Annotated in this window: 17 protein-coding genes; all 17 read left to right on the top strand. The window is 72.4% G+C overall.

Translation table 11 applies throughout. The features are described from left to right. The first annotated feature begins 86 nt into the window (after positions 1-86). Complete coding sequence (gene rimP / locus F8271_RS03675) at positions 87-797, top strand: ribosome maturation factor RimP (RefSeq protein ID WP_151488155.1); 711 nt, start codon at positions 87-89, stop codon at positions 795-797. Continuing rightward, on the top strand, positions 794-1837 hold the full coding sequence (nusA, locus tag F8271_RS03670) for a transcription termination factor NusA (RefSeq protein WP_151488154.1): 1044 nt from the start codon (positions 794-796) through the stop codon (positions 1835-1837). The genes rimP and nusA overlap by 4 nt, the downstream gene beginning before the upstream one ends. 16 nt (positions 1838-1853) lie before the next feature. Next, on the top strand, positions 1854-2186 hold the full coding sequence (locus F8271_RS03665) for a YlxR family protein (RefSeq protein ID WP_151488153.1): 333 nt from the start codon (positions 1854-1856) through the stop codon (positions 2184-2186). A 93-nt stretch (positions 2187-2279) separates the two neighbouring features. Continuing rightward, on the top strand, positions 2280-5303 hold the full coding sequence (infB, locus tag F8271_RS03660) for a translation initiation factor IF-2 (protein ID WP_151488152.1): 3024 nt from the start codon (positions 2280-2282) through the stop codon (positions 5301-5303). Positions 5304-5393: 90 nt separating this feature from the next. Next, positions 5394-5690, top strand: coding sequence for a DUF503 domain-containing protein (locus F8271_RS03655; protein WP_151488151.1), 297 nt, complete (start codon positions 5394-5396; stop codon positions 5688-5690). A gap of 126 nt (positions 5691-5816) precedes the next feature. Beyond that, complete coding sequence (gene rbfA / locus F8271_RS03650) at positions 5817-6308, top strand: 30S ribosome-binding factor RbfA (protein WP_151488150.1); 492 nt, start codon at positions 5817-5819, stop codon at positions 6306-6308. Further along, on the top strand, positions 6305-7363 hold the full coding sequence (locus F8271_RS03645) for a bifunctional oligoribonuclease/PAP phosphatase NrnA (RefSeq protein ID WP_151488149.1): 1059 nt from the start codon (positions 6305-6307) through the stop codon (positions 7361-7363). The genes rbfA and F8271_RS03645 overlap by 4 nt, the downstream gene beginning before the upstream one ends. A gap of 101 nt (positions 7364-7464) precedes the next feature. Next, positions 7465-7872: a hypothetical protein gene (locus F8271_RS03640; protein ID WP_151488148.1), complete on the top strand. Its 408-nt coding sequence runs from the start codon at positions 7465-7467 to the stop codon at positions 7870-7872. Then, complete coding sequence (locus F8271_RS03635; RefSeq protein WP_192580123.1) at positions 7872-8081, top strand: DUF6186 family protein; 210 nt, start codon at positions 7872-7874, stop codon at positions 8079-8081. The genes F8271_RS03640 and F8271_RS03635 overlap by 1 nt, the downstream gene beginning before the upstream one ends. 694 nt (positions 8082-8775) lie before the next feature. Next, positions 8776-10098, top strand: coding sequence for an MATE family efflux transporter (locus F8271_RS03630; protein WP_151488146.1), 1323 nt, complete (start codon positions 8776-8778; stop codon positions 10096-10098). A gap of 31 nt (positions 10099-10129) precedes the next feature. Beyond that, a complete protein-coding gene (gene truB / locus F8271_RS03625; protein ID WP_151488145.1) occupies positions 10130-11014 on the top strand; it encodes a tRNA pseudouridine(55) synthase TruB in 885 nt (294 codons plus the stop codon). A 77-nt stretch (positions 11015-11091) separates the two neighbouring features. Then, positions 11092-12021 (top strand): bifunctional riboflavin kinase/FAD synthetase, encoded by a 930-nt coding sequence (locus F8271_RS03620; protein ID WP_151488144.1) that lies wholly within the window; start codon positions 11092-11094, stop codon positions 12019-12021. Between the two features lie 198 nt (positions 12022-12219). Then, positions 12220-12489 (top strand): 30S ribosomal protein S15, encoded by a 270-nt coding sequence (rpsO, locus tag F8271_RS03615; RefSeq protein WP_030337594.1) that lies wholly within the window; start codon positions 12220-12222, stop codon positions 12487-12489. Between the two features lie 225 nt (positions 12490-12714). Further along, complete coding sequence (locus F8271_RS03610) at positions 12715-15099, top strand: polyribonucleotide nucleotidyltransferase (RefSeq protein WP_151488143.1); 2385 nt, start codon at positions 12715-12717, stop codon at positions 15097-15099. Between the two features lie 47 nt (positions 15100-15146). After that, positions 15147-16544: a pitrilysin family protein gene (locus tag F8271_RS03605; RefSeq protein ID WP_151488142.1), complete on the top strand. Its 1398-nt coding sequence runs from the start codon at positions 15147-15149 to the stop codon at positions 16542-16544. Positions 16545-16640: 96 nt separating this feature from the next. Next, positions 16641-17393, top strand: a complete 753-nt coding sequence (gene dapB, locus F8271_RS03600) for a 4-hydroxy-tetrahydrodipicolinate reductase (protein WP_151488141.1) — start codon at positions 16641-16643, stop codon at positions 17391-17393. Between the two features lie 108 nt (positions 17394-17501). After that, on the top strand, positions 17502-17965 hold a 464-nt coding region (locus F8271_RS03595; protein ID WP_151488140.1), incomplete at its 3' end, for a GNAT family N-acetyltransferase.

The following is a 17965-nucleotide window of genomic DNA, read 5'->3' as shown; positions in this document are numbered from 1 at the left end:
TCTGCGCAGCCACCGGCGCGTCCGCTCCGGTGGCGTGCCGGCATGTCGGGACGACCGTTCCGGTCGACCAGGGAAAGGGTGCGGAGATGACGCAGCGTGGCCGTGCCACCAGGTCGACGGGTCGACCCCGCGATGGCGCGGGCCCCCGCGGGCCGCGCGAGGGCGGCCCCCGCAGCGGTGATCTCGCGGCGCGGCGTACCCGGTTGCGGACCGTGATCGAGCCGGTGGTCAACGGCGCCGGCTACGACCTGGAGGACCTGTCCGTCTCCCGGGCCGGTCGCCGGCACGTGGTGCGGGTGATCGTGGACGCCGACGGCGGGATCGACCTGGACGCCGTCGCCGACGTCTCCCGCGCGGTCTCGACCGCACTGGACGCGGCCGAGGAGGCCGACGGCGACATCGTCGCCGGGGAGTACCAGCTCGAGGTCAGCTCGCCCGGCGTGGACCGGCCGCTCACCCTGCCCCGGCACTGGCGGCGCACCGTGGGCCGGCTGGTCAAGGTCACCGTCCGGGGAGCGGCGGCGCTGCCCGGCCAGCGCGGCGAGCAGCCCGCCGGCGACCGTCAGCTCACCGGCCGGGTGGTCGGAGCCGACGACGACGGCGTGCAGCTGGAGACCGACGACGGCCGCACCTCGTGGGCGTACGCCCAGCTGGGCCCGGGCCGGGTGCAGGTCGAGTTCACCCGCCTCGCCGAGCTGGGTGAGCCGGACGAGCTGGACGACGCGGACGACACCGACGAGTTCGACGATTCAGACGACATCGACGACGAAGATGATGTGGAGGACGAGGAGAGGTGAACATCGACCTCGCGGCGCTGCGCGCACTCGAGCGCGAGCGGGAGATCCCGTTCGACACGATTCTCGCGGCGATCGAGACCGCGTTGCTGACCGCCTACCGGCACACCGATGGTGCCGAGCCGCACGCCCGGGTGGAGATCGACCGCAAGTCGGGCGCCGCCCTGGTGTACGCGCAGGAGATGGACTCCGACGGCAGCCTGGTGCGGGAGTGGGACGACACTCCGCACGACTTCGGCCGGATCGCCGCCATGACCGCCAAGCAGGTGATCCTCCAGCGGCTGCGGGAGGCCACCGACGAGGTGCACTTCGGCGAGTACGTGGGCCGCGACGGTGACCTCGTCACCGGTGTGGTGCAGGCGCACGAGGCGCGCTCCGAGAAGGGCATCGTCAGCGTCGACCTGGGCAAGCTGGAGGGCGTGCTGCCGCAGTCCGAGCAGGTGCCCGGCGAGCGGTACGCGCACGGCGAGCGGATCCGCTGCGTCGTGGTGCACGTGGCCAAGGGCATGCGCGGGCCGCAGATCACCCTGTCCCGGTCGCACCCGGCGCTGGTCAAGAAGCTGTTCGCGCTGGAGGTCCCGGAGATCGCCGACGGCACGGTGGAGATCGGCGCGATCGCCCGTGAGGCAGGTCACCGTACGAAGATCGCCGTCCGCTCCACCACCCCCGGAGTGAACGCCAAGGGCGCCTGCATCGGCCCGATGGGCCAGCGGGTGCGTGCCGTGATGAGCGAGCTCCACGGCGAGAAGATCGACATCATCGACTGGTCGGACGACCCGGCCGCCTTCGTCGGCAACGCGTTGTCGCCGGCCAAGGCGCTGCGGGTCGAGGTGGTGGACCTGGCCGGCCGGGCCGCCCGGGTGACCGTCCCGGATTTCCAGCTTTCCCTCGCCATCGGGCGGGAGGGGCAGAATGCCCGTCTCGCGGCTCGTCTGACCGGTTGGCGGATCGACATCCGCTCCGACGCGGAGCAGACCGCGCCGGCCGCGCGCGGCGCAGCTGATCACGTGACCGAGCCGGGCGGAGCGATCTCGGGCAGCTAGGGGTAGACTTCCTCCAGTGGTACGACGCGCGCAGCCGGAGCGCACCTGTGTGGGTTGCCGGCGACGTGCGCCGGCCAGCGAATTGCTGCGGATCGTCGCGATCGGGGACGAGGCTGGTTACAGCCTCCGGCCTGATCCGCGCCGCAGGCTGCCGGGTCGGGGAGCGAACATGCACCCGGATCCGGCCTGCTTCGCGCTGGCGGTGCGGCGCCGCGCCTTCGGGCGTGCGCTGCGCATCACCGAGGTCCTCGATCACGGTGTGCTGGCGGAGCACGTCGATGCGCCAACCACTACGTCCGGTCAGCCCGACCGGGCGAGGGTCGCTAGCAAGGTAGGACGACCGACATGAGCACACGATGAAGTCCCTGAAATGACCAGGCTTCAAGTGCACGAGTGAGGTCGCTGCGGGTGCTGCCCGCACGACCTCGGAGTGAGGAGTGCAGTGGCAGGCAAGGCCCGCGTACACGAGCTTGCAAAAGAGCTCGGGGTCGAGAGTAAGACCGTTCTCGCCAAGTTGAAGGAAATGGGCGAGTTCGTGAAGTCCGCGTCCAGCACCGTCGAGGCGCCCGTCGCCCGACGGCTGCGTAACGCATTCGTCGCGTCCGCCGGTGCTTCGGCGCCGGCCGCCCCGTCGGCGCCCGCGTCGGCGCCGGCTTCAACCCCGACCCCGACGCCCTCTCCGGCCCCGGGCGCGCCCCGGATCTCGGCCAAGCCGATGCCGCCTCGGCGGCCGGCTGCGCCGGCACCCGGTCCGAAGCCGAAGGGTCCGGTGCCCGGTGCGCCGCAGCCCGCGGCTCCGGTCGCCAAGCCGGCGAGTGCCCACGACATCGAGGTGGCGGCCGCGGAGGCGCGTGCCGCCGCGCTGAAGGCTGAACAGGAGGCCGCGGTCAAGGCCGCGCAGGCCGCCCGCCAGCAGCAGCGGGACAACCCCGTCCGCCGGGAGCCGCCGGCCGACGGCAACCGTCCCGGCCCTCGGCCGGGTCCCGCCGCGATTCCCCCCCGTCCCGGTTCCCCGGCCGCTCGTCCGAGCACGCCGGCCCCGGGTCCGGGTGCCCGGCCGGGCGGTCGCCCGCCGGCGCGCGGTGCCGGTAACAACCCGTTCGGCATCCAGGGTGGCCAGCAGCAGCGGCCCCCGGCGGCCGGTGCGGGTGGCCCTCGGCCCAACAGCCCGGCGGGCATTCCACCGCGGCCGCCAAGCCCGAACTCGAACTCCATGCCGCCGCGGCCCAGCCCGGCGTCCATGCCGAGCCAGCGTCCGGCTGCCGGTCGCCCCGGTCCCGGTGGCGCCGGTCGTCCCGGTGGCGGCGCAGGTCGTCCCGGTGGCGGCGGCGGTGGCTTCCGTGGTGGTCCCGGCGGCGGCGCCGGTGGTGGCGGCGGTTACCGCGGCGGCCCCGGCGGCGGCGCGGGTGCCGGCGGTGGCGGTGGCTACCGTGGCGGTCCCGGCGGCGGTGGCGGTGCTCCCGGCGGCGGTTTCCGTCCGGGTGCCCCGGCTGGCGGCGGCGGTCGTCCGGGTGCCGGTGGTCGTGGCCGTGGCGGCGGCGCCGCGGGTGCCTTCGGGCGTCCGGGTGGCCGGCCGACGCGTGGTCGCAAGTCCAAGAAGCAGCGCAGACAGGAGTTCGACAACCTGTCGGCTCCGACCATGAGCTCGGGTGCTCCCCGGGGTCAGGGTCAGGTCGTCCGGCTGTCCCGTGGCGCGTCTCTGTCGGACTTCGCCGACAAGATCAACGCCAACCCGGGTTCGCTGGTCCAGGAGATGTTCAACCTGGGCGAGATGGTCACCGCGACCCAGTCCTGCTCTGACGAGACCCTGCAGTTGCTGGGTGTGCACCTCGGCTTCGAGGTGCAGATCGTCAGCCCGGAGGACGAGGACCGCGAGCTGCTCGCGCAGTTCAACATCGACCTCGACGCGGAGGTCGCCGAGGAGCGTCTGGTCAGTCGTGCGCCGGTCGTGACCGTCATGGGTCACGTCGACCACGGTAAGACCAAGCTGCTCGACGCGATCCGTAAGGCGAACGTCGTGGCCGGTGAGGCGGGTGGCATCACCCAGCACATCGGTGCATACCAGGTGCACGTTCCGCACGAGGGTGTGGACCGCGCGGTGACCTTCATCGACACCCCGGGTCACGAGGCGTTCACCGCCATGCGTGCTCGTGGTGCCCAGGTGACGGACGTCGTGATCCTGGTGGTCGCGGCCGACGACGGCGTGATGCCGCAGACCATCGAGGCGTTGAACCACGCCAAGGCGGCCGACGTGCCGATCGTGGTGGCGGTCAACAAGGTCGACAAGCCGGAGGCCAACCCGGACAAGGTCCGCCAGCAGCTGACCGAGTACGGCCTGGTCGCCGAGGAGTACGGCGGCGACACCATGTTCGTCAACGTGGCCGCGAAGCCGGGCATCGGCATCGAGGAACTTCTCGAGGCTGTCCTGCTGACCGCCGACGCGTCGCTGGAGCTGACCGCTCCGATCGACGGGCCGGCGCAGGGTGTGGCCATCGAGGCGCACCTGGACAAGGGTCGCGGTGCGGTGGCGACGGTGCTGGTGCAGAAGGGCACCCTGCGGGCGGGCGACTCGATCGTCGCCGGTGGGGCGCACGGCCGGGTCCGGGCGATGCTCGACGAGAACGGCAACCAGGTCGCCGAGGCCGGGCCGGCGCGTCCGGTCATGGTCCTGGGTCTGACCGCGCCGCCCGGCGCGGGTGACACGTTCCTCGCCGCGGCGGACGACCGCACGGTGCGGCAGATCGCCGAGCAGCGCCAGGCACGGCGGCGGGCGGCGGCATTCGCCAACTCCCGTGGTCGGGCCACCCTCGAGACGCTCATGGAGCAGCTCAAGGAGGGCGAGAAGACGTCGCTCAACCTCATCCTCAAGGGCGATGTCTCCGGTTCGGTGGAGGCCCTGGAGGACGCGCTGTTCAACCTCGACATTCCCGAGGAGGTCCAGCTCAAGGTCCTCGACCGGGGCGTCGGCGCGATCACCGAGAGCAACGTCATGCTCGCGAGCGCCTCGTCCGAGCCGGTCACGATCATCGGCTTCAACGTGCGGGCCTCGAACAAGGTCCGTGAGATGGCCGACCGCGAGGGCGTGGAGATCCGGTACTACACCGTCATCTACCAGGCCATCGAGGAGATCGAGGCGGCGCTCAAGGGCCTACTCAAGCCGGAGTACGAGGAGGTCGAGCTGGGCAGCGCGGAGATCCGCGACGTCTTCCGCTCGTCCAAGATCGGCAACATCTCCGGTTGTATCGTCCGGTCGGGCATCATCCGGCGCAACGCGAAGGCTCGCCTGCTTCGGGACGGGACGGTCGTGGCGGACAACCTCACGATCACCTCGCTCAAGCGTTTCAAGGACGACGCCACGGAGGTCCGCGAGGGCTTCGAGTGTGGTCTGACCCTGGGTGGTTACAACAACGTCCAGGTCGGCGACGTCATCGAGACGTTCGAGATGCGGGAGAAGGTTCGCGCCTGATCCGGCGGTGACACGCTGATCAAGGGGTTTACGCCGACCGGCGTAAACCCCTTGATCATGCGGGGCGGGGTGGCGGTATCGTCCGGGGCGATGTTCACCGGAACCGCGGTCTTCGACCTGCTGCTGCCGGGCGACTCCCGGTCGCTCAAAGCCAAGAGATCATATGTACGGCCGATCGTGGCGGCACTGCGCCGCTTCGAGGTGTCGGCCGCCGAGGTGGGTGCGCTCGACCTGCACGGTCGAGCGCAGATAGCGGTGGCCGTGGTGGCCGCCGAGGCGGCGCACGTCCGCGAGGTGCTCGACTCGTGCGAGCGGCTGGTGGCGGCTCGCCCCGAGGTCGAGTTGCTGTCCGTGCGGCGCCGGCTGTACGGCGTGGACGACGACTGACCGGGCTGCCGGCTGTGCCGGGCGACCGGTCCGGCCGCGAAGGTAATGTTCGAGTTGTTGGCCGGTCGGCCGGCGGCCTATCCGGCCGCCGGGCGGCCGGGAGCAGGACGCCGTGGAGGTGGCGAGATGTCTGATCCGGCCAAGGTACGCCGGCACGCGGAACGGGTGCGTGAGCTGGTCGCGTCGGTGGTGCGGAGCCAGATCAAGGACCCGCGGCTCGGCATGATCACTATCACCGACGCCCGGATCACCGCCGATCTGCGGGACGCGACGGTCTTCTACACGGTGCTCGGTGACGCGGTGGCCCAGGCGGACACCGCGGCGGCCCTGGAGAGCGCCAAGGGGCTGCTGCGCAGCACCGTCGGCAAGGCCCTCGGGCTGCGGCACTCGCCGACCCTCACCTTCGTCCTGGACGACGTGCAGGATCAGGTCAAGCACATCGACGACCTGCTGGCCGCGGCCCGCAACGCCGACGCCGAGGTGCAGCGGCTCGCCGCCCGGGCGGAGTACGCGGGTGAGGCGCAGCCGTACCGGGTCGAGGACGAGGACGACGAGACGGACGAGGCCGACGAGGCCACCGACGTCAAGGAAACTCCCCGGGGTGGGGAAGCGCGGTGACCGGCACCGCCGGCGCGCAGCTCGCCCCGACGGTCGGCGCCGGCCCCGCCGAGGCGGACTGGGCCGCGGCCGAGGCGCTGATCCGGGCTCTTCCGCCGACCGGTCGGGTGCTGTTGATCTGCCACGTCAACCCGGACGGTGACGCGCTGGGCAGCATGCTCGGCTTCGGTCTGGGGCTGCTGCGGCTCGGCGTGGGCGCGTTGCAGGCGACCTTCCCCGGGCCGCCGGAGGTGCCCGAGCCGTTCCGGGGGCTGCCCGGACTGGAGCTGCTGGTCCCGTCGAGCGACGCCGACCCGGCCCCGGACCTGGTGATCTGCTTCGACGCGGCGAGCGAGTCGCGCCTCGGTGAGCTGGCCGGGCGGTTGACCAGCGCGGGCGCGGCGCTGGTGCTGGACCACCACGCCTCCAACGACGGCTTCGGCACCGTCAACCTGGTCGACCCGGCCGCCGCGGCGACGTCGGTGGTGGCCGAGCAGCTGTTGGCCCGGCTCGGCGTACCGCTGGACCGGGCCATCGCCGAGTGCCTGTACGTGGCGCTGACCACGGACACCGGTTCGTTCCGGTTCGAGGCGACCACCCCGGCCGTGCACCACCTGGCCGCCCGGCTGCTGGCCACCGGGATCTCGCCCGGTGACATCTCCCGGCGGGTCTTCGACACCCGGCCCTTCGGCGCGGTTCGTCTTTTCGGTGAGGTGCTCGGTCGGGCTCGGCTGGAGCCGGCCGCGGCCGGCGGCCGGGGGCTGGTGTGGACCTTCGCGACACTCGACGACCTGGCCCGACACGACCAGCGGCCGTACGTGCTGGAGGCGCTGATCGACTCGGTGCGGTGCACCGCCGAGGCGGACGTGAGCTGCGTGTTGAAGCAGGTCAGGCCCGACGAGTGGGCGGTGTCGATGCGCAGCAAGGGTGCGGTGGACGTCAGCCGGGTCGCGGTCGTGCTGGGCGGTGGCGGCCACCGGTTCGCGGCCGGGTTCACCGGCCGGGGGACCGCCGAGCAGGTGATCGGGTCGATCCGCGACCAGCTGGACGCCGCGCTGATCCGCTCCGAGGACTGACCTGGCGTCGACGCCGGCCGATCGGATGGTGGGGAAGATCAGGGACAGCTCCGGGGAGTGTCGGTCTTCCCGCGCTCCGTGATAGCGGGAAGAATTGCGGGATGGAGCAGCCGCACGACCTCACCGTGGAGGCCCCCCGCGCCTGGGATCGGCCCGCCGTCTCCGTCCCCGTCCTCGTCTGCCTGTCGCTCGTCGGCGGCCGGTTCGCGTCGTTCTCCACCGAGGCGAATCTGTACACCCTCGGCACCGGAGGCGTGCTGATCTGGCTCGGTCTGAGCAACCGGGTGCCCCGGCGGCCGGCGCCGCGTCGGCTGGGCGCCGGCGCGGCCTGGTGGGCGCTGCCGGTCGTGGTCTTCGGGGTCTTCGAGGGTGCCACCTTCGTGCTGGCGGTCGGCGATGACTTCCCCACCTTCTCCCGCCTGGCCGATCCTCTTCTGGAGGACCATCTGACCCGGTCGGCGGCCTGGTTCGCCTGGCTGGCCGCGTTCTGGGGGTTGGTGCGGCGATGATGCGGGCGCTCGCGATCGGCGGTTTCCTCACCGCGCTGGTCCTGTTCGCGGTGGTCGAGTGGCTGGCCCGGCGGGAGGGTTCGCGCATCCCCACCCTGGGCGAGGTCTGCGCGTACGTGATGCGCTACGAGGTCGGCCCGGTGCCGGTGGGCCGGATCGGTCTGTTCGGGTTCTGGTGGTGGCTGGGCTGGCACTTCCTGGCCCGCTGAGTCGGGATGCGGGCTGTCCAAATGGCGGGAACCGTGAGCAGCATGTGGACCTGAACGATAACTTGGGAGATGGCCGGCGCCGCGTTGCGGCGCAGGTCGTGGGCTGTGGTGCCACACCTCGCGCCGCCTCCCTCCAGGGTCGGACCGACCCGGGCTCACGCTGCCCAGTCGGCTGCTCCGGTAACCCCGGACCGCCGTGGGGCGCTCAGCACGACCGCCCGTGAGGGCCGCCGCGTGCCGGTGGCTCACACCCTGGAAGGAGCGCCACCATGCCGAACAAGCCCAAGCCCGAGACCACCGACGACGCCCGCGAGCAGGCCCGCCGCGCGCTGCAGACGTCGATGGACACCCGCCAGTAGTTCCTGCCCCGGTCCGACGGTGACTCCGACGCCGGTCGTCTGCGGAGCAGGTTCCCGTGCGGCGGCCCTGACGGCCTCGGCCCTCGGATGGGCGCGGCCGGAAGTTTGCCGGACGCGCCCTGGCACGCCTGTCGGGCGCAATGGTCTGCGACATCGCGGCGGTCGGCCGTTGGAGCCGGGTCGACCCGGCTCCAGGTGACTGATTCGTGCACGACATCAACTCCACAGCGCTCAGCCAGCGGTGTCGGTCGACGGCGAGGCTGGTCGAGCCCGCCGCCGGGTAAGTAGTCGGCGGGATTGCGATCCTTACGGTGGTCGTGCCAGGATCGGCGGCGATGAGCCACGCCACCACCGCCACCCGATCGGCTTCGCCGCGCCGGATCGCCGGTCTCGCCCTGCCGGCCCTCGTGGTGCTCGCCGCCGAGCCGCTGTACGTCCTCGTCGACACGGCCGTGGTCGGTCACCTCGGCCGGGTGCCGCTCGCCGCGCTCGCCGTCGCCGGCACGGTGATGACGCTCACCGCCTGGGTCGGCACCGTCGTCGCGTACGGCACCACCGGCCGTTCGGCCCGTCGCTTCGGCGCCGGCGACCGGGCGGCCGCCGTCGCCGAGGGCGTCCAGTCGTCCTGGTTGGCGTTCGGTGTCGGACTGCTGATCGCGATCGGCATGCAGTTCGGCGGCGGCACGTTGGCACGTACCCTCGCCGGCGGTGGTGGCGACGTGGCCGACGCCGCCGCGCAGTGGCTGCGGATCGCGGCCCTCGGCGCCCCGGGCCTGCTGCTCGCCGCCGCCGGCAACGGCTGGCTGCGCGGCGTGCAGGACACCCGCCGCCCGTTGTTCTTCGTGCTCGGGCCCAATCTGCTGTCCGCGCTGCTCTGCCCCCTGCTGGTCTACCCCGCCGGGCTCGGCCTGGTCGGTTCCGCGGTCGCCAACGTGGTCGCCCAGACGATCGCCGGTGGGCTCTTCGCCGCCGCGCTGGTCGCCGAACGGGTGTCGCTGCGGCCCCAACCCCGGGTGATCCGCCAGCAACTGGTGCTCAGCCGGGACCTGCTGATCCGGGGCCTGGCGTTCCAGGCCAGCTTCCTCTCCGCGACCGCCGTCGCCGCCCGCTTCGGCGCCGCCGCCGTCGGCGCCCACCAGATCGCCCTGCAACTCTGGTTCTTCACCGCACTGGTGCTCGACGCCCTCGCCATCGCCGCGCAGTCCCTGGTCGGCGCCGCGCTCGGGGCCGGCGACGCGGCGGACGCCCGGGCGCTGGCCCGGCGGATCGGCCTGCTCGGCGGCGTCTGCGGTATCGGCTTCGCGCTGCTCATCGCCGCCGGCGCCGGCGGCGTGCCGTCGTGGTTCAGCTCCGATGAGCAGGTACGCGAACAGGCCATGGTGGCCTGGCCGTGGTTCGTCGCCATGCAACCCCTGGCCGGGGTGGTGTTCGCCCTCGACGGCGTGCTGATCGGCGCCGGCGACGTGCGCTACCTGCGCAACCTCACCATCGTGGCGGCCCTCGGCGGCTTCCTGCCGGCCATCTGGCTGGCGTACGTGCTCGATCTCGGGCTGGGCGGCATCTGGGCCGGGCTCACCCTGTTCGTGGTGATCCGGCTGGTCGCCCTGCTGCTGCGCCTGCGCACCGGGCGCTGGGCGGTGGTCGGGGCCGTCCGCTGACCGGCGCTCGCATCTGGCAGGCTTGGGCGACGTGAGCACCGATGGTCTGATCGTGGTCGACAAGCCCGGCGGCATGACGTCGCACGACGTGGTGGCGCGGATCCGCCGGCTGGCGAAGACCCGCCGGGTCGGGCACGGCGGCACCCTCGACCCGATGGCCACCGGGGTGCTGGTGATCGGCGTGGGGCGGGCTACCCGGCTGCTGACCTACGTGATCGGCGCGGGCAAGAGCTACACCGGCACGATCCGGCTCGGCCAGGCCACCGTCACCGACGACGCCGAGGGTGACGTGATCGCCACCACCCCGGCCGGTCTCGTGACCGACGACGCGATCCGGTCGGCGCTGGCCGCGTTGGCCGGGGAGGTCGACCAGGTGCCCAGCGCCGTCAGCGCCATCAAGATCGACGGGCAGCGGGCGTACAAGCGGGTCCGCGACGGGGAGAGCGTCGAGCTGCCGGCGCGACGGGTCACCATCTCCCGGCTGGAGGTGCTGGCCATCCGCCGCGACGAGCCGGACGTGGTGGACGTCGACGTGGACGTGACCTGCTCCTCCGGCACGTACATCAGGGCCATCGCCCGGGACGCGGGCCTGGCGCTCGGCGTCGGCGGCCACCTGACCGCGTTGCGCCGGACCGCGGTCGGCGGTTTCACCCTCGCCGAGGCGGCCACCCTCGACGAGTTGGAGCAGCGCGCCCCGGCCGTGGTGAACCTGCCGTTGGACGCGGCGGCCGACCGGTTCTTCCCGCGCCGCGACGCCACGCCCGACGAGGCGCGGGTGCTCGCCCACGGCGGCCCACTGGACCCGACCGGCCGCATCGGGCCGTACGCCGTCTTCGGACCGGCGGGCGGCCTGATCGCTATCGTCAGCGAGCGGGACGGGCGGGCCCGCGCCGAGATCGTGCTCGCCCCGGCCTGACGCCGGGGCGCAGGTCCGCCGGCCCGCGGCCGGCGGTGTCGACCCGCCGGCCGGCGGGACAGCAGGGGAGGAGTGGCATGCAGCGGTGGCGGGGGTACGACGCGGCGCCCGGAGGGTGGGGACGCTCGGTCGTCACCATCGGCGTCTTCGACGGCGTGCACAAGGGGCACCAGTCGACCATCGGCCACGCCGTGGCCCGCGCTCGGGAGCTGGGCGTGCAGTCGGTGGTGGTCACGTTCGACCCGCACCCGGCCGAGGTGGTCCGCCCCGGCTCGCATCCGGCGGTGCTCACCGAGCAGGCCCGCAAGGCGGAGCTGATCGAGGCCCTCGGTGTGGACGTGCTGTGCGTGGTGCCGTTCACCCCGGAGTTCTCCCGGCTGCCGGCCGAGCAGTTCGTGCACGACGTCCTGGTCGAGCACCTGCACGCGGCGCTGGTGGTGGTCGGCGGCAACTTCCGCTTCGGGCACCGGGCCGCCGGTGACGTGGCGCTGCTGGAGCGGCTGGGCCAGACCTTCGGCTTCGGCGTCGAGGGCGGCCCGCTGGTCGCCGAGGACGGCACCGTCTTCTCCTCCACGTACATCCGCTCCTGCGTCGACGCGGGCGACGTGGGCGCCGCGGCGTCCGCGCTGGGTCGGCCGCACCGGTTGGAGGGCGTGGTGGTCCGCGGTGACCAGCGCGGCCGGGAGCTGGGCTTCCCCACCGCCAACCTGCTCTGCCACCGGTACGCGGCGGTGCCCGCCGACGGGGTGTACGCGGCCCGGTTGATCCGCCGCGGCCAGCACGAGCCGCTGATGGCGGCCGTGTCGGTGGGCACCAACCCGACCTTCTCCGGCCGGGAGCGGCGGGTGGAGGCGTACGCGCTCGACTTCACCGGCGACCTGTACGGCGAGCGGCTGGCCCTGGACTTCGTGGCGCACCTGCGCGGTCAGATCCGGTACGACTCGATCGAGCCGTTGATCACTCAGATGAATCAGGACGTCGAACGCACCAGGCGCGTGCTGGCCTGATCGTCAGGGGCTGACAGGCCCCGCCGAGGCCCTTCGCCGGGTGTTACCGGCGAGTGCTGGTAGTCTTGCCGAGACGTCGGGTGACCGGCGTGGGGCCTCGCGTGCCTGCTCGACGCCGCGGGTGCGAGGTACCGGTCCGTTCCCGGTCCATCGGGACGGCGGACACCTACTTGATCAACCCATCGAAACAGGGAGAACATGGCGCTCGACCAGGAAGCCAAGGCCAGCATCCGTGCGGAGTACGCGACCGCCGAGGGCGACACCGGTTCGCCGGAGGTCCAGGTCGCGGTCCTCACCAAGCGGATCGCCGAGCTGACCGAGCACCTGAAGGTGCACAAGCACGACCACCACAGCCGCCGTGGGCTGCTGCTGCTGGTCGGCCGGCGCCGGCGGCTGCTCAACTACGTCCAGAAGAAGGACATTGCCCGCTACCGGTCGCTCATCGAGCGGCTCGGTCTGCGCCGGTGACGTGACGGGGGAGTGGCGCAACGGCCGCTCCCCCGTACCGCGTCCCACCTGAAGAACACGGGCCGCGCGACCACCCGAGAGGGAGCCGGTCAGCGTACCGGTCTCCGGTAGTGGCCCCCGGGAACCCGGCATCATGCCGGCCACCCGGGCGCTTCGATCGAAGACCGGCCGGCTGAGCAGCTCCCCGACGTCGCGGGCCCACGACGCGAAGGAGCACGACAGCACATGACCGAGACCAAACTCGGCACCGAATCCCGCACCGCTGTGATCGACAACGGGTCCTTCGGCACCCGTGAGATCACCTTCTCCACCGGTCGGCTGGCCCGCCAGGCCGCCGGTTCCGTCATCGCCCAGTTGGGCGAGACGGTCGTTCTCTCCGCCACCACCGCCGGCAAGCAGCCGAAGGAGCAGTTCGACTTCTTCCCGCTGACCGTCGACGTCGAGGAGCGGATGTACGCCGCGGGCCGCATCCCCGGCTCGTTCTTCCGCCGCGAGGGTCGGCCCAGCGAGGACGCGATCCTCACCTGCCGGCTGATCGACCGGCCGCTGCGCCCGTCCTTCGTGAAGGGCCTGCGTAACGAGGTCCAGGTCGTCGAGACCATCCTCGCGCTCGACCCGCAGCACCCGTACGACGTCGTGGCGATCAACGCCGCGTCGATGTCGACCAAGCTGTCCGGCCTGCCGTTCTCCGGCCCGATCGGCGCGACCCGGGTCGCGCACATCGACGGCCAGTGGGTCGCCTTCCCGACCCTGGAGGAGCTGGCTCGGGCCACCTTCGACATGGTCGTGGCCGGCCGCACGCTCGACGACGGCGACGTCGCGATCATGATGGTCGAGGCCGAGGCCACCCCGAACGCCGTCGCCCTCATCTCGGCCGGCGCCACCGCCCCGACCGAGGAGATCGTCGCCAGCGGCCTGGAGGCCGCCAAGCCGGCCATCCGCGAGCTGTGCCGGGCGCAGGCCGAACTGGCCGAGGTGGCCGCCAAGCCGGTCGCCGAGTTCCCGGTCTTCCTGGACTACCAGGACGACGTGTACGAGGCCGTCTCCGAGGTGGCCCGCACCGAGGTGGCCGAGGCGATCACCATCGCCGGCAAGGCCGACCGCGAGGAGGCCCTGGACCGGGTCAAGGCCCGGGTCGCCGAGGAGTTGGGCGCTCGGTTCGAGGGCCGGGAGAAGGAGCTCAGCGCTGCCTTCCGGTCGCTGACCAAGTCCGAGGTGCGCAACCGCGTGCTGCGCGAGCAGGTCCGCATGGACGGCCGCGGCCCGCGTGACATCCGGTCGCTGACCGCCGAGGTCGGCGTGCTGCCCCGGGTGCACGGTTCGGCGCTGTTCGAGCGGGGCGAGACCCAGATCCTGGGCGTCACCACGCTGAACATGCTCCGCATGGAGCAGATGGTGGACACGCTGTCCCCGGAGAACCGCAAGCGCTACATGCACAACTACAACTTCCCGCCGTACTCGACCGGTGAGACCGGCCGGGTCGGCTCGCCGAAGCGGCGCGAGATCGGCCACGGCGCTCTCGCCGAGCGTGCGCTGATCCCGGTGCTGCCGTCGCGCGAGGAGTTCCCGTACGCCATCCGGCAGGTGTCGGAGGCGCTCGGCTCCAACGGCTCCACCTCGATGGGTTCGGTCTGCGCGTCGACGCTGGGCCTGCTCTCCGCGGGTGTCCCGCTGAAGGCTCCGGTCGCCGGCATCGCGATGGGCCTCATCTCCGACGAGGTGGACGGCAAGACCCAGTACGTGACGCTGACCGACATCCTCGGTGCCGAGGACGCGTTCGGTGACATGGACTTCAAGGTCGCCGGTACGCCGGACTTCGTCACCGCGCTGCAGCTCGACACCAAGCTCAACGGCATCCCGTCGGACGTGCTGGCCGCCGCGCTGCAGCAGGCGAACGAGGCCCGGCAGATCATCCTCGGGGTCATGCGGGCGGCGATCGAGGCTCCGGCCGAGATGTCCGACTACGCGCCGCGGGTCACCACCGTCAAGATCCCGGTCGACAAGATCGGCATGGTGATCGGCCCGAAGGGCCAGACCATCAACGCGATCCAGGACGAGACCGGCGCCGAGATCTCCATCGAGGACGACGGCACGATCTACGTCGGCGCCACCAACGGCCCGTCGGCCCAGGCGGCCGTCGACCGGATCAACGGCATCGCCAACCCGACCCTGCCCAAGCAGGGCGAGCGGTTCCTCGGCACGGTGGTCAAGACCGCCGCGTTCGGTGCGTTCATCTCGCTGCTGCCGGGCCGCGACGGCCTGCTGCACATCTCCAAGGTGGGCGACGGCAAGCGGGTCGAGCGCGTGGAGGACTTCCTCAACGTCGGTGACCGGGTCGAGGTCGAGATCGCCGACATCGATGCCCGCGGCAAGATCTACCTGGACAAGGTTCGTCCGGAGGGCGCCGAGGCGCCGGCCGCTGGCGAGGCCGCCGGTGGCGACCGGCCGGCCGGTCGGGACCGGGGCGACCGCGGTCCGCGGGACCGCGGCGACCGTGGCGGCGACCGTGGTGGGCGTGGCCCGGAGCGCGGCGACAACCGTGGCGAGGGTGGCGGCGGCGAGGGTGGCGAGGGCGGCGAGCGTCCGCGCCGCCGGACCCGGCACAGCTGACCGTCGTACCTCGCATCACCCACCCCTCGTCGAACCGGGAGCACCACGTGAGTCGGGCCTTCAGTGCGCCGTTTCCACCGGATCGACGGGGGGTGGCCCCGTCTCGGGACACCGGGGCGGTGCGCTCCGGCGGCACCGCCCGCGCGGTGACCCGGACGCTCAGCGACGATCCGCTGGGCGGCACGGTACGTCGTACCGTGCTGCCCAGCGGTCTGCGCGTGCTCACCGAGGCGATCCCGGCGATGCGCAGCGTGTCCTTCGGCATCTGGGTGGCCGTCGGCTCCCGGGACGAGACCGGCCCGCAGGCCGGGGCCGCGCACTTCCTGGAGCACCTGCTCTTCAAGGGCACCAACAAGCGCACCGCGTTGGAGATCTCCTCGCAGATCGAGGCGGTGGGCGGCGAGACGAACGCCTTCACCACGAAGGAATACACCTGCTACTACGCCCGGGTGCTGGACGAGGACCTGCCGCTGGCGATCGACGTGATGTGCGACCTGGTCGCCGACTCGCTGCTGGAGCCGGCCGACGTGGAGACCGAGCGTGGCGTGATCCTGGAGGAGATCGCCATGCACGACGACGAGCCCGGTGACGAGGTCCACGACCTCTTCGCCCGCGCCGTCTACGGCGACCACCCGCTGGGTCGGCTGATCTCCGGCACCGAGGAGACCGTCACGCCGATGACCCGCCGGCAGATCCAGAGCTTCTACCGGGACCGCTACACCGCGCCGCAGATCGTCATCGCCGCCGCCGGCAACCTGGATCACGCCGCGGTGGTCAAGCTGGTCCGCCAGGCCGTGCGGGGCACCGGCCTGGACAGCGACCCGGCCAGCCCGGCGCCGCACCGCGCGGCCACCCCGGCGGTACGCACCAAGGCGGCGACCACCCTGGTCGAGCCGAAGGAGACCGAGCAGGCGCACGTCCTCCTCGGCTGCCCCGGCATCGACCGCCTCGACGACCGGCGCTTCGCCCTCGGGGTGCTCAACAACGTGCTCGGCGGCGGCATGTCCAGCCGCCTGTTCCAGGAGATCCGCGAGCAGCGCGGCCTCGCGTACTCGGTCTACTCGTACGCCAGCCAGTACGCCGACAGCGGCCTGTTCGCCGTCTACGCCGGCTGCGCGCCGGGCAAGGTGGACGAGGTCCTCGCGTTGACCCGCGCCGAGCTGGCCCGGGTGGCCGCCGACGGGCTGACCGAGGCCGAGGTGGCCCGGGGCAAGGGCATGAGCAAGGGCTCGTTCGTGCTCGGCCTGGAGGACACCGGTTCCCGGATGAGCCGACTCGCCAAGGGTGAGCTGCTCTACGGCGATCTGATGCCGGTGGACGAACTGCTCCGCCGGGTCGACGAGGTCACCGTGGAGGACGTGAACGTCCTCGCCGCCGAGTTGCTCAGCCGGCCGATGTCGCTGGCCGTGGTCGGCCCGTTCGGCGAGGGAGACTTCGCGGTCTGAGGGCTGTCGTCGCACGGTCCGGAAGCGCGTCCCGGTCGGTGGAGCCGACCGGATCCGACGACCGGGGCACGTCCCGATTGGGATAGGTTGTGCGCCGTGACTGACGAGCAGGAGAAGACCCGGGTCGGCGTGTTCGGTGCCCGTGGCCGGATGGGCCTGGAGGTCTGCAAGGCGGTCGACGCCGCCGACGACCTCGAACTGGTGGCGGCGATCGACCAGGGCGACACCCTCGACGCCGCCTCCGCCGCCGACGTGGTCGTCGACTTCACCACGCCGGACGTCGTCATGGACAACCTCCGGTGGTGCATCGGGCAGGGCATCAGCGCGGTGGTCGGCACGACCGGCTTCACCGAGCAGCGGCTGGAGCAGGTGCGCGGCTGGCTGGCCGACAGGCCCGAGGTGGGCGTGGTGATCGCCCCGAACTTCGGCATCGGCGCGGTGCTGATGATGCAGTTCGCCGCGCGGGCCGCCCGGCACTTCGAGTCCGTCGAGATCATCGAGCAGCACCACCCGAACAAGCTGGACGCGCCGAGCGGCACGGCCACGCACACCGCCCGGCAGATCGCCCAGGCCCGCGCCGAGGCCGGCCTCGGCCCGGTCCCGGACGCCACCAAGGACGAGGTGCCGGGCGCGCGCGGCGCCGACATCGACGGGGTACGCGTGCACGCCGTGCGCGCCACCGGTCTGGTCGCCCACCAGGAGGTGCTGTTCGGTGCCACCGGCGAGACGCTGACCATCCGGCACGACTCGTACGACCGGGTGTCGTTCATGCCGGGTGTGCTGCTGGCCGTCCGCGCGGTGCGCACCCGCCCCGGCCTCACCGTCGGCCTGGACGCCCTGCTCGACTGACCGGGCCGCTCCACCGCCGCTGCACCGCTGCACGTTGCGCCTCCGTCGCCGCCCGGCGAACGGAAACTGTCCAGGATCGGCGGGCACGAGCCGGGTAGCATCCGCCGGATGATCGACGCGGGACACCTGGACCGGGCCGGGCGGCGAGTCACGCTGCGGCCGGTGGACGAGGACAACTGGCGGGCGGTGGCCGACGTCGCCCCGCGCGACGACCAGCGCCGGTTCGTGGCCGCGTTGGGCGCGCGCTATCTGCTGCTGAGCAGCCGATCCGAGGTGTGGACCTCGCTGGCCGTGTACGCCGACGAGACCGTCGTCGGCCACGTCATGTGGGGCGTGGACGACGACGGCTCGCACTGGATCGGCGGCATGCTGATCGATGCCGCCGAGCAGGGCCAGGGCGTCGGCCGCGCGACGGTGCAGACGCTGGCCCCGTGGCTGGCGGCCCGCGACGCCAACCCCCCGGTCCGCCTCTCGTACCACCCCGACAACACCCCGGCAGCAGCCCTCTACACGTCCCTCGGCTTCCACCCCACAGGCGCGGTAGACGGCGAAGAACTGATAGCCGAAAAAAC

This window comes from Micromonospora sp. ALFpr18c, from assembly GCF_008868155.1.
Taxonomy (GTDB): domain Bacteria; phylum Actinomycetota; class Actinomycetes; order Mycobacteriales; family Micromonosporaceae; genus Micromonospora.
Note: the sequence above shows the minus strand (reverse complement) of the source record. Positions and strands in the feature narration are given on the sequence as shown.

Coding starts and splice junctions, on each gene's coding strand:
- rimP (WP_151488155.1), top strand. CDS start 87: ATGACGCAGCGTGGCCGTGCCACCAGGTCGACGGGTCGACCCCGCGAT.
- F8271_RS03655 (WP_151488151.1), top strand. CDS start 5,394: ATGTTCACCGGAACCGCGGTCTTCGACCTGCTGCTGCCGGGCGACTCC.
- rbfA (WP_151488150.1), top strand. CDS start 5,817: ATGTCTGATCCGGCCAAGGTACGCCGGCACGCGGAACGGGTGCGTGAG.
- F8271_RS03640 (WP_151488148.1), top strand. CDS start 7,465: ATGGAGCAGCCGCACGACCTCACCGTGGAGGCCCCCCGCGCCTGGGAT.
- F8271_RS03635 (WP_192580123.1), top strand. CDS start 7,872: ATGCGGGCGCTCGCGATCGGCGGTTTCCTCACCGCGCTGGTCCTGTTC.
- F8271_RS03630 (WP_151488146.1), top strand. CDS start 8,776: ATGAGCCACGCCACCACCGCCACCCGATCGGCTTCGCCGCGCCGGATC.
- F8271_RS03620 (WP_151488144.1), top strand. CDS start 11,092: ATGCAGCGGTGGCGGGGGTACGACGCGGCGCCCGGAGGGTGGGGACGC.
- rpsO (WP_030337594.1), top strand. CDS start 12,220: ATGGCGCTCGACCAGGAAGCCAAGGCCAGCATCCGTGCGGAGTACGCG.
- F8271_RS03610 (WP_151488143.1), top strand. CDS start 12,715: ATGACCGAGACCAAACTCGGCACCGAATCCCGCACCGCTGTGATCGAC.